At 67.6% G+C, this 11,345-nt stretch carries 12 protein-coding genes; 11 read left to right on the top strand and 1 reads right to left on the bottom strand.

What is annotated here, in order from left to right; translation table 11 throughout:
- Window positions 1-24 precede the first annotated feature (24 nt).
- Both N802_RS02360 and N802_RS02355 read left to right on the top strand, forming a co-directional pair.
- The gene (locus tag N802_RS02360) at window positions 25-735 is read left to right on the top strand and encodes an L-threonylcarbamoyladenylate synthase (RefSeq protein WP_035911470.1); all 711 of its coding nucleotides are present in this window, start codon (window positions 25-27) and stop codon (window positions 733-735) included.
- On the top strand, window positions 728-2,002 hold the full coding sequence (locus N802_RS02355) for a serine hydroxymethyltransferase (RefSeq protein ID WP_035911467.1): 1,275 nt from the start codon (window positions 728-730) through the stop codon (window positions 2,000-2,002). Before N802_RS02360 ends, N802_RS02355 begins: the two co-directional genes overlap by 8 nt.
- Before the next feature lie 94 nt (window positions 2,003-2,096).
- On the opposite strand, the gene N802_RS19245 is transcribed toward N802_RS02355, so the two are convergent.
- Window positions 2,097-3,491, bottom strand: coding sequence for a sugar transferase (locus tag N802_RS19245; protein WP_052109317.1), 1,395 nt, complete (start codon window positions 3,489-3,491; stop codon window positions 2,097-2,099).
- A gap of 127 nt (window positions 3,492-3,618) precedes the next feature.
- On the opposite strand from N802_RS19245, the gene N802_RS20410 reads away from it, so the two are divergent.
- From N802_RS20410 to atpD, 9 genes are all read left to right on the top strand, one after another.
- The gene (locus N802_RS20410) at window positions 3,619-4,053 is read left to right on the top strand and encodes a hypothetical protein (RefSeq protein WP_169743380.1); all 435 of its coding nucleotides are present in this window, start codon (window positions 3,619-3,621) and stop codon (window positions 4,051-4,053) included.
- Window positions 4,050-4,325: an AtpZ/AtpI family protein gene (locus tag N802_RS20735; RefSeq protein WP_052109316.1), complete on the top strand. Its 276-nt coding sequence runs from the start codon at window positions 4,050-4,052 to the stop codon at window positions 4,323-4,325. Before N802_RS20410 ends, N802_RS20735 begins: the two co-directional genes overlap by 4 nt.
- Before the next feature lie 85 nt (window positions 4,326-4,410).
- The gene (gene atpB, locus N802_RS02335; RefSeq protein WP_052109315.1) at window positions 4,411-5,226 is read left to right on the top strand and encodes a F0F1 ATP synthase subunit A; all 816 of its coding nucleotides are present in this window, start codon (window positions 4,411-4,413) and stop codon (window positions 5,224-5,226) included.
- Between the two features lie 117 nt (window positions 5,227-5,343).
- Window positions 5,344-5,550, top strand: a complete 207-nt coding sequence (locus N802_RS02330; RefSeq protein ID WP_211253445.1) for an ATP synthase F0 subunit C — start codon at window positions 5,344-5,346, stop codon at window positions 5,548-5,550.
- 49 nt (window positions 5,551-5,599) lie between these two features.
- Window positions 5,600-6,271 carry a F0F1 ATP synthase subunit B gene (locus tag N802_RS02325; RefSeq protein WP_281175117.1) on the top strand — a complete coding sequence of 224 codons (672 nt, stop codon included), beginning with the start codon at window positions 5,600-5,602 and terminating at the stop codon, window positions 6,269-6,271.
- Window positions 6,271-7,080: a F0F1 ATP synthase subunit delta gene (locus tag N802_RS02320; protein ID WP_035911463.1), complete on the top strand. Its 810-nt coding sequence runs from the start codon at window positions 6,271-6,273 to the stop codon at window positions 7,078-7,080. Before N802_RS02325 ends, N802_RS02320 begins: the two co-directional genes overlap by 1 nt.
- A gap of 115 nt (window positions 7,081-7,195) precedes the next feature.
- Complete coding sequence (gene atpA, locus N802_RS02315; protein WP_035911460.1) at window positions 7,196-8,833, top strand: F0F1 ATP synthase subunit alpha; 1,638 nt, start codon at window positions 7,196-7,198, stop codon at window positions 8,831-8,833.
- A gap of 119 nt (window positions 8,834-8,952) precedes the next feature.
- The gene (locus N802_RS02310) at window positions 8,953-9,855 is read left to right on the top strand and encodes a F0F1 ATP synthase subunit gamma (RefSeq protein ID WP_035911457.1); all 903 of its coding nucleotides are present in this window, start codon (window positions 8,953-8,955) and stop codon (window positions 9,853-9,855) included.
- A gap of 11 nt (window positions 9,856-9,866) precedes the next feature.
- The gene (gene atpD / locus N802_RS02305) at window positions 9,867-11,330 is read left to right on the top strand and encodes a F0F1 ATP synthase subunit beta (protein ID WP_035911454.1); all 1,464 of its coding nucleotides are present in this window, start codon (window positions 9,867-9,869) and stop codon (window positions 11,328-11,330) included.
- The last annotated feature ends 15 nt before the right edge of the window (window positions 11,331-11,345 follow it).

The raw sequence follows: 11,345 nt of genomic DNA, 5'->3' as shown, positions 1-11,345 counted from the left end.
GGGGCGCGGTCCTAGGCTGGCCCCATGAGTCCGGTCTTCGACTGCACGACGCCCGAGGGGCGTCAGGACGGCATCGCCAAGGCGACCGCCGGCGTGCGCCAGGGCGACCTCGTCGTCCTGCCCACCGACACCCTCTATGGCATCGGCGCCGATGCCTTCGCGCCCGACGCGGTGCAGCGGCTGCTCGACGCGAAGGGCCGCGGCCGCGAGATGCCTCCGCCGGTCCTCGTCGCGGACGTCCGGACCGTCGACGGGCTGGCCATCGACGTGCCCGACTACGCCCGAGCCCTCATCAAGGAGTACTGGCCCGGCCCCCTCACGCTCGTCCTCAAGGCGCAGCCCTCGCTCATGTGGGACCTGGGCGACACCGGCGGGACGGTGGCTGTGCGCATGCCCGACCACGAAGTCGCGCTCGAGCTTCTTCAGGCCGTGGGGCCGATGGCCGTGAGCAGTGCGAACCGCACCGGACATCCGGCCTCTCGCACCGTGATCGACGCAGCCACCCAGTTGGGGGCGTCGGTGGAGTTCTATCTCGACGGCGGTCCGGTCACCGGTGGCCTGCCCTCCACGATCGTCGACTGCACCCAGCCCGAGCCGGTGATCCTGCGTCGCGGCGCGATCGACGCAGACGAGATCCTGGCCCTTGCGGCCCAACACCTAGAGTTGCCGGCAGACGAGCCGGACGCGTCGGACGACCCGGCACCAGCACCCGAGGAGAGCAGCAGCGATGAGTGAGACGTTCTACGGTTCGGACTTCGGGGCCCTGGAGTCCTTCGACCCAGAGATCGCGGGTGTGCTCGTGTCCGAGCTCGACCGCCTGCGCGGTGGCCTGCAGCTCATCGCCAGTGAAAACATGTCCTCGCCGGCGGTGCTGACCTCCCTCGGGTCGACCCTCTCCAACAAGTACGCCGAGGGCTACCCGGGTCGTCGCTACTACGGCGGATGCTCCGAGGTCGACAAGGCCGAGTCGCTCGCCATCGAGCGCGCCAAGGCACTCTTCGAGGCCGACCACGCCAACGTGCAGCCGCACTCGGGGGCCAGCGCCAACCAGGCGGTCTACGGCGCCTTCATGTCGCCCGGCGACACCATCCTCGCCATGAGCCTTCCGCACGGCGGGCACCTCACCCACGGAACCAAGATGTCCTTCTCGGGCAAGTGGTTCAACGCCGTCCACTACGGCGTCGACAAGGAGACCGAGGACATCGACTACGACGAGGTCGAGCGCCTGGCCAAGGAGCACAAGCCCAAGGTGATCCTCGCCGGCGGTTCCGCGATCCCGCGGCTCATCGACTTCGAGTTCTTCCGCCGGGTTGCCGACGAGATCGGCGCGATCTTCTGGGTCGACGCGGCGCACTTCATCGGACTCGTCGCAGGCAAGGCCATCCCCAGCCCGGTTCCGTATGCCGACGTCGTCAGCTTCACGACGCACAAGGTGCTGCGTGGTCCGCGTTCCGGCGCGATCGTCTGCAAGGAAGAGCACAAGGCCGCCATCGACAAGGCCGTCTTCCCGATGATGCAGGGTGGCCCGCAGATGCACACCATCGCGGCCAAGGCGACGAACTTCAAGGAGTGCGCCTCGCCTGAGTACCAGGCCTACGCCAAGCAGGTCATCGCCAACGCCAAGGTCCTCGCGGAGACGTTGGGGGAGAAGGGCATCCGTCCCACGACGGGCGGCACCGACACCCACCTGTCGCTGCACGACCTGCAGCAGGTCCTCGTGACCGGCGCCGACGCCGAGGCGCGCTGCGACGCGGCCGGGATCACGCTCAACAAGAACGCCATCCCCTTCGACCCGCAGAAGCCCAACATCGCCAGCGGCATCCGCGTGGGCACCCCGTGTGTCACGACGCAGGGCATGGGTGAGGACGAGATGCGGACCATCGGCGGACTCATCGCCCGCGCTGTCGTCGATGGTGACGCCGACCCGGAGCACGCGGTGTCCAAGGAGGTGCGCGCGGAGGTGACTGACCTCGTGACGCGCTTCCCGGCATACCCCCGCTGAGGCAACGACTTATTGCCCGTTCGGCCACCCTCCCAGCACCGTTCACCGGTGCTGGGAGCCGGGCCGAACGGGCAATAAGTCGTTCAGAGGATGGTCAGCCGGTGGGGCGCTCGCGGCGGCTGCGGCGGTCGTCCGCGGCCTGTTCGGCGGCCTCCTCGGCCAGCGCTCGCGCCTCTTCGGCGGAGGGCCGGGCCTTCGGCTTGGTTCCGGAGGCCGACGCGATGGTCCAGATGCTCCGCGCGAAGACCTCGAGGTCGAGCAGCGGCGACATGTGCTTGAGGTAGTAGAAGTCGTAGGAGAGCTTCTCGATCGTCTCCTCCTCCGACGCGGCGTAGCCGTGGCGTACCTGGGCCCACCCGGTGATGCCGGGCCGCACGAGGTGGCGCTGGTCGTAGAAGGGGATCGCCTCGCGGTACTTCTCGACGAAACTCACCTGTTCGGGCCGCGGCCCGATGAGGGAGAGCTCGCCGCGGAGGACGTTGAAGAACTGCGGGAGTTCGTCGAGGCGGACGCTGCGGAGGAACTTGCCGAGCGGCGTGATCCGCGGGTCGTCACCGGTCGCCTGTCGTGCGCCCTGCGACTCGGCGTCGGCACGCATGGTGCGGAATTTGAAGAGCTCGACGAGTTCGCCGCGGCGCCCGACCCTGACCTGGCGGAAGATCACCGGGCTGCCGTCGAAGATGCGGACGAGGACGGCCACGATCGCGATGAGGGGCATCCACAGGGGGCTGGTGAGGACGACGAGGACGAGATCCAGCGCGTGCTTGAAGGGCAGGAACGGCAGCTTGCGCAACAGCGACGTCTCGATCTCCCACCCCTCGGAGAGGTGGCCGAGGGGCACGCGGCCGGTGTGCTCCTCGTAGACGTCGTTCAGCTGGCGAACCTCGCGGCCGGCCACCGAAGTGGCGGAGACGTAGCGCGTGACCTCGCGCGACCATGGGGCGCTGAGGTCGACGGTGAGAATCGTGTCGGCCGGGGGAGCGCCGGGAGGGTCGTCGGTCCCCGGGTCGATGACCCCGACGACCGTGATGTGCGGAGTTTCGTCGAGGGCGCGCACGATCCCGTGCGAGTTCGTGACGATGAGGAGACGCTCGGTCCACGGTTTGAGGCGGAGCACCAGCCGCAGCAACAGGACGAGCCCCAGCCAGATGGCGAGCGTCGTGAAGAGGTGTGGGCGCGAGTAGTACGGACGCGCGAGCACGATCTGCGCCGTGATGGCGAGGAAGGCCAGGAGGGCGGCGAGCGCGGCGCGGCTGTATGTCGGTCGCGGCGGGCCCTGCGGCATGAGCCCTGTGACGAGCAGGCTTCCGGCTGCCGAGCCGAGGAGCGACATGACGAGGATGTCGACGAGATCGCGCCCCTGCGTCTGCGCCAGGACGGCGTCGCTGAAGGGGTGGGAGTCGAACTGCAGGTACGCCGCGATGACGAACGCGAGGAAGAGGAGTGCGGCGTCCGCGCAGGCCAGGCCGACGAGGAGCCGCTGTCTCATGGCCGTGAGTGTATTCGCCCCGCAATTGTCGTAGGGGACCCCCTCTCGGGTCGGCCAGTTGGTGATGCCGAAACGCTTGTGATAGTTTTCACAAGCACCCGGAACCCCCTCGACGGAGAGCCCAGAAGTGACTTCGACACCCGCGCCACGGACCCCGGTCCGGATGATGCTGCGGGGTGCTCTCGTTCCGGGGATGATCTCCCTTCTCGTGTTTCCCACAGCCTTCTGGTCGTATGCCGGTGAGCACGCCGCGCTGTCCGCTCTCGCGGGTGCCGGGACGGTCTTCGTCGTCCTCCTCGCAGGCCTCCTGGGCATCACCGCCGTGGTCCTCGGGCCGGCCGCGACGTCGATGGCTGGCGCCGGGGTCGTCTACCTCGGTCAGCTCATCCTCATCGTCGCCGTCGTGCTCGCTTTGCGCAGCGTGGACTGGCTGGACGGGCGCGCTTTCGCGCTGGCAGCCATCGTGCAGACGCTCGTCATGCAGGTCGGCCAGATCGCCGGCTACCTCCGCGCGCGCCACGAGATCCACCCCGGCGCCCTCGATGGAGGAGCGGGGTCATGAGCGACGACGAGCGCAAGATCCCCAAGGGCGTCGAGGGCCACGAGCCCTTCGCGAAGTGGCACGACGATCCCGAGTTGCCCAGCTCCACCGCGCGCGCAGATGCTCTCGGTGCGACCGTCATTGCGTACCTCATCACCGGTCCCGCCGTCTTCGGCGCGATCGGCTTCGGACTCGACAAACTCCTCGGCACCGGCTTCATCGTCGTGCTCGGGATCCTGGCCGGGATGGGTCTGTCGCTCTACACCATCTGGCTCCGGTACGGTACGTCGTGACGCCCCTGACCTACGGCCGCAAGCGACTCGCGTTCGAGCCGCGATTGCAGGGTGCCGCCATCACCATGAACGAGGAGAACCACCTGTGATCCTGACTGCGCTGGCTGCAGGGACCACGACCGCCGTCGTCGCCGCCGACGAGGGTGGTGAGTTCACCACCCCTTCGCCCGACATCTTCTGGCTGCCGTTGATCGGTGAGGGCAACTGGGCCATCACCGAGCAGATGGTCTGGGGTGGCGTCTCCGTCCTCGTGCTCAGCGTCGCCATGGTCGCGCTCTCCAGGAACGCCGCGATCGTCCCGTCCAAGGGCCAGTGGCTCATGGAGGGCTTCTACAACTTCGCGCGGAACGGCGTCGCCCGCGACATGATCGGGACCAAGCACTTCCTCAAGTTCGTCCCGCTGCTCTTCAGCCTCTTTGCCCTCATCCTGCTCAACAACTGGATGGGCATCCTGCCGCCCGTGATGAACCCGACCATGGGCAAGATCGGCTTCCCGATCGCGCTGACCCTCGTGGTCTACGTGGTCTACCACTGGATCGGCATCAAGAAGCACGGCGTCAAGGGCTACTTCGCGCACATGGTTCCGGACGGCCTCCCGGGCTGGATCAAGCCGGCGATCTTCTTCCTCGAGCTGATCACCTACTTCATCACCCGCCCGCTGACGCTCGCCCTGCGACTCTTCGGCAACATGTTCGCCGGTCACATGCTCATCGTGCTCTTCGTGAGCGCCGGTGCGTTCTTCCTCACCCAGGGCGTCGTCTTCAAGCTGCTCGCGGTGCCGACCTTCATCATGGCCGCCGTCATGTTCCTGTTCGAGGCGCTCGTCCAGTTCCTCCAGGCCTACGTCTTCACCCTGCTCTCCGCGAGCTACATCGCCGGAGCCCTCGCCGACGACCACTGACGGTCACTGGCACCACAGACTGCTTCACCCACAACTTCATAGCTGTCCTGCAACATCACCCAAGTTCTTCCGCCCGGCAGTCGGCCGTGGCGGGACCCCCAGAAACACGAAAGAGGAATCATCGTGGAAGGCAACCTCTCGCTCGTCGGTTACGGCCTCGCGACCATCGGCCCGGCCATCGCCGTCGGCCTGATCTTCGCCGCCTACATCAACGGTGTGGCCCGTCAGCCCGAGGCTCGCAACCTCCTGCAGCCGATCGCCATCCTTGGCTTCGCGCTCGCCGAGGCGCTCGCGATCTTCGGCCTGGTGCTCTTCTTCCTCTGATCCCAGAGGCTCACCCACACCGATCCGGCACGAAGCACTAGGAGTACCCGTGCAGTTCACCGCCACCGCATCGTCGGTCGTTTCCCTGGCCTCGGCCGAGGGCGCCAAGATGCCCCTCATCCCACACATCCCGGAGCTGATCTTCGGCCTCGTGATGATCGGGATCCTCTACTGGGTGGTCTCGACCAAGGTCGTGCCCAACCTGGAGAAGGCCTACGAGGAGCGTCGTGCCGCCATCGAGGGCGGCATGGAGCAGGCCGAGGAGGCCCAGGCCCAGGCCCAGGCCCAGGCCGCGCTCCAGCAGTACGAAGCCCAGCTGCACGAGGCTCGCACCGAGGCCAACGCCATCCGTGAGGAGGCGCGGGCCGAGGGTGCATCCATCGTCACCGAGATGCGCGACAAGGCGCAGGCGGAGGCGAGCCGGATCACCGAGTCGGCCAAGCGCCAGATCGAGGCCGAGCGTCAGCAGGCCGTGGTCTCGCTCCGCTCGGAGGTCGGCACCCTCTCGACGACCCTCGCCAGCCGCATCGTCGGCGAGTCCCTCGAGGACGAGGTCCGTCAGAAGGGCCTCATCGACCGCTTCCTCTCCGAGCTCGAGGGCGGCACCGTCCGTCCCGAGAAGGTTGCGGCGGCGTCCGTCCCGGCGCCCGAGCAGGCCGACGCGCCCGCGCAGGGCCAGCTCGACCTGGGCACCGACGGCACGGCAGGGCGGGACGCCTGATGCGTGGCTCGTCTCGTGGTGCCCGGGCGGCGGCCGACAAGGCCCTCGCCCTGGCCCTCGACGGCGTCGACCGCACCGCGCTCGCCGAGGAGCTCTTCGCGATCAACGCCGCCATCGACGGCGACGTCTCGCTGCGCCGTGCCTTCGCGGATCCGTCTCGTGACGGTGAGTCGAAGCGTGGTCTCGCCGACCGGCTCTTCGGAGGCAAGGTCAGCGAGGCGGCCAACACCCTCACCGGTGAGGTCGTCGCGCAGCGCTGGCAGAAGGAGGGCGACCTCGGCGACACGTTCGAGTCGCTCGCGGTCCGTGCCCTCCTCGCCGGTGCCGAGAAGGGTGAGCGGATCGACGACGTCGAGGACGAGCTCTTCCGCTTCGAGCGCATCGTCGCGTCGGACGCCGAGCTTCGCGATGTGCTGTCGAGCCGCAACGCCGACTCCACGGGCAAGGCCGGGCTCGTGCGTGGCCTGCTCGAGGGCAAGGTCCAGCCCGAGACGATCCGCCTCGCGGAGCAGGCTGTGCTCGTGCCGCGTGGCCGTCGGCTCGACCGCGTCCTTGAGTCCTACCTCAAGCTCGCGTCCGAGCGTCGTGACGAGCTCACGGCCCTCGTCACCTCGGTCGTCGCGCTCGACGAGCGTCAGCAGCACCGCCTGACCTCGGCGCTGCGCGCGATCTATGGCAAGAAGGTCACCCTCCGATCGGTGCTCGACCCGAGCGTCGTCGGCGGGATCCGCGTCCAGATCGGCGACGAGGTCGTCGACGGCACCGTTCTGCGCCGCCTCGAGGCGGTCCAGCGCGACCTCGCCGGCTGACGGACGACCGGACCACACGGCATACGGGCTCTCGAGCTCGACCACATCTGAACAAGCACGAAGCCCACACACTTCGGCCCCACCGCGGGGCCGGTACCTGAGGAGAAGAGATCACATGACGGAGCTCTCGATCCGTCCGGAGGAGATCCGGGACGCGCTGGACACCTACGTCCAGTCCTACGAGCCCGGCGCGGCCTCCCGCGAAGAGGTCGGCCGAGTCACCGACGCCGGCGACGGCATCGCCCACGTCGAGGGTCTGCCCTCGGCCATGACCAACGAGCTCCTCGAGTTCGAGGACGGCACGCTGGGCCTCGCGCTCAACCTCGACGTCCACGACATCGGTGTCGTCATCCTCGGTGACTTCTCCAAGATCGAGGAGGGCCAGGAGGTCAAGCGCACCGGAGAGGTCCTCTCGGTCCCCGTCGGTGACAACTTCCTCGGCCGCGTCGTCGACCCGCTCGGCAACCCGATCGACGGCATGGGCGACATCGAGAGCGACGAGCGCCGCGCGCTCGAGCTCCAGGCCCCATCGGTCGTCCAGCGCAAGTCGGTGCACGAGCCGCTGCAGACCGGCCTCAAGGCCGTCGACGCCATGACGCCGATCGGCCGTGGCCAGCGTCAGCTCATCATTGGTGACCGTCAGACCGGCAAGACCACCGTCGCCGTCGACACGATCATCAACCAGAAGGAGTTCTGGGAGACCGGCGACCCGGAGAAGCAGGTTCGCTGCATCTACGTCGCCATCGGCCAGAAGGGCTCGACGATCGCGTCGGTCAAGGGCACCCTCGAGGAGGCCGGCGCGATGGAGTACACCACCATCGTCGCGGCTCCCGCGTCCGACTCCGCGGGCTTCAAGTACCTCGCGCCCTACACCGGCTCGGCCATCGGGCAGCACTGGATGTACCAGGGCAAGCACGTCCTCATCGTCTTCGATGACCTGTCCAAGCAGGCCGAGGCCTACCGCGCCGTCTCCCTCCTCCTCCGCCGCCCGCCGGGCCGCGAGGCCTACCCGGGTGACGTCTTCTACCTGCACTCCCGTCTGCTCGAGCGTTGCGCGAAGCTCAACGACGAGCTCGGTGCGGGCTCGATGACCGGCCTCCCGATCATCGAGACCAAGGCTGGTGACGTCTCGGCCTACATCCCGACCAACGTCATCTCCATCACCGACGGCCAGATCTACCTCCAGGCGGACCTCTTCAACTCCAACGTCCGCCCCGCGGTCGATGTGGGTGTCTCGGTTTCCCGAGTCGGTGGAGCTGCGCAGACCAAGGCCATGAAGTCGGTCTCCGGTCGCCTCAAGCTCGACCTGGCCCAGTTCCGCGCCCTCGAGGCGTTCGCGATGTTCGCGTCCGACCTCGACGCCGCGTCCAAGGCACAGCTCGCCAAGGGTGCTCGCCTCGTCGAGCTCCTCAAGCAGTCGCAGTCGGCGCCGTTCCCGGTCGAGGAGCAGGTCGTCTCCGTGTGGGCCGGCACCACCGGTCAGCTCGATGACGTTGCCGTCGAGGACATCCGCCGCTTCGAGGCCGAGTTCCTCGACCACCTGCGTCGCAGCAAGGGTGACCTGCTCGCCGCGATCCGCGAGACGGGCAAGTTCGAGGACTCCACCGAAGAGGCTCTCAAGGCCGAGATCGACTCCTTCAAGAAGGGCTTCGAGCCCTCCGACAAGGAGAACGTCCCGGTCGGCGACGAGACCGAGAGCGGCGAGGACGCCCTCGACTCCGCCCAGGAGCAGATCGTCAAGCAGAAGCGCTGACTCCGTATGCCGTGTGGTCACCTCGGTGACCACACGGCACGGATCGCGAGGTCGCGAAGGCGACCACACGGCATACGAACTTTTTTCGCAGGACAGACCAGACAGGAAGGCGGAAACCTATGGGAGCGCAGATCCGGGAGTACCGGCAGCGCATCCGCTCCGTCAGCGCGACGAAGAAGATCACGCGGGCCATGGAGCTCATGGCCGCGGCTCGCGTCGTCAAGGCACAGCAGGCCGTGCGCGAGTCGACGCCCTACGCGCGTGCGATCACGCGTGCGGTGTCGGCCGTGGCGACCTTCTCCAACGAGGAGCACGTCCTCACGAGCGAGAAGGACAAGGTGACCCGCGCGGCGGTCGTCATCATCACGTCCGACCGCGGACTGGCCGGCGCCTACGCGTCGTCGGTGCTCAAGGAGTCCGAGAAGCTCATCGCGCGACTGCGTGACGAGGGCAAGGAGGCCGTTCCGTACCTCCTGGGTCGCAAGGCCGTCGGCTACTACTCGTTCCGCCAGCGCGAGTTCGCTGCCGAGTGGACCGGTGACTCCGAGAAGCCCGCTTTCGAGCGCGCCCGCGAAATCGGCCAGCGTCTCGTCGACGACTTCCTCATGGACACCGAGGCCGAAGGCGGCGTGGACGAGGTCCACATCGTCTACTCGCGCTTCGTGTCGATGGTCACCCAGGAGCCCGAGGTCATCCGCCTCCTGCCCCTCGAGATCGTCGAGGGCACCGAGGCTCCTGCCGAGGGGGACCTGTTCCCGCTCTACGAGTTCGAGCCCAACGTCGAGGAGGTCCTCGACGCCCTGCTTCCGAAGTACGTCAACTCGCGCCTGTTCAACGCCATGCTCCAGGCGGCGGCCTCCGAGCTCGCGGCGCGCCAGCGGGCGATGAAGTCCGCGACGGACAACGCCGAGGAGCTCGTCAAGAAGTACACCCGACTGGCCAACCAGGCCCGTCAGGCGGAGATCACCCAAGAGATCAGCGAAATCGTCGGTGGCGCCAGCGCCCTGGCCGAGAGCAAGTGAGAGAGAAACCCATGACTGCCACTGTCAGTGAAAACACTGCGTACGTCGCACCGGAGCCCGGCGGCATCGGCCGGGTCTCGCGCATCATCGGCCCGGTCGTCGACATCGAGTTCCCCGTCGACGCGATGCCCGAGCAGTACAACCTGCTCACCACCTCCGTCGAGCTCGGCGGCGAGTCCAAGAACCTGAACCTCGAGGTCGCCCAGCACATCGGCGACAACATGGTTCGCGCCATCTCCCTGCAGCCGACCGACGGCCTCGTCCGCGGCGCCAAGGTGCAGGACACGGGCGGCCCGATCACCGTTCCCGTCGGCGACGCGACCCTGGGTCACGTCTTCAACGCGACCGGTGACGTCCTCGACCTCCCCGAGGGCGAGACCCTCGAGGTCACCGAGCGCTGGGGCATCCACCGCAAGGCGCCCGCCTTCGACCAGCTCGAGTCGAAGACGCAGATGTTCGAGACCGGCATCAAGGTCATCGACCTCCTCACGCCCTACGTGCAGGGTGGCAAGATCGGCCTCTTCGGTGGTGCCGGTGTCGGCAAGACCGTCCTCATCCAGGAGATGATCGCCCGCGTCGCCCGCGACCACGGTGGCGTCTCGACGTTCGCCGGTGTCGGTGAGCGCACCCGTGAGGGCAACGACCTCATGGCCGAGATGGAAGAGGCCGGCGTCCTCGGCCAGACCGCCCTGGTCTTCGGCCAGATGGACGAGCCGCCGGGCACGCGTCTCCGCGTCGCGCTGTCGGCCCTGACGATGGCGGAGTACTTCCGCGACGTCCAGAAGCAGGACGTGCTCCTCTTCATCGACAACATCTTCCGCTTCACGCAGGCCGGTTCGGAGGTGTCGACCCTTCTCGGTCGTATGCCGTCCGCCGTGGGCTACCAGCCGACCCTCGCCGACGAGATGGGCGTTCTCCAGGAGCGCATCACCTCGACGCGTGGTCACTCGATCACCTCGATGCAGGCGATCTACGTGCCCGCCGACGACTACACCGACCCGGCCCCGGCCACGACGTTCGCGCACCTCGACGCGACGACCGAGCTCTCGCGTGAGATCGCCTCGCTCGGTATCTACCCGGCCGTGGACCCGCTGACCTCCACGTCGCGCATCCTCGACCGTCGCTACATCGCCGAGGACCACTACAACACCGCGGTGCGCGTCAAGCAGATCCTCCAGCGCAACAAGGAGCTGCAGGACATCATCGCGATCCTCGGTATCGACGAGCTCTCCGAAGAGGACAAGATCCTCGTCAACCGCGCACGTCGCATCCAGCGCTTCCTGTCGCAGAACACCTATGTTGCCAAGCAGTTCACCGGCATCGAGGGTTCGACGGTTCCGCTGGTCGACACGATCGAGGCCTTCACCAAGATCGCGGACGGCGAGTACGACCACTTCCCCGAGCAGGCCTTCTTCATGTGCGGTGGCCTCGACGACGTCGAGCGCCAGGCCGCGGAGATCCAGAAGAATCTCTGATCCGACCATGCACGA

This window comes from Knoellia sinensis KCTC 19936 (assembly GCF_000768705.1).
Lineage (GTDB): Bacteria > Actinomycetota > Actinomycetes > Actinomycetales > Dermatophilaceae > Knoellia > Knoellia sinensis.
Note: the sequence above shows the minus strand (reverse complement) of the source record. Positions and strands in the feature narration are given on the sequence as shown.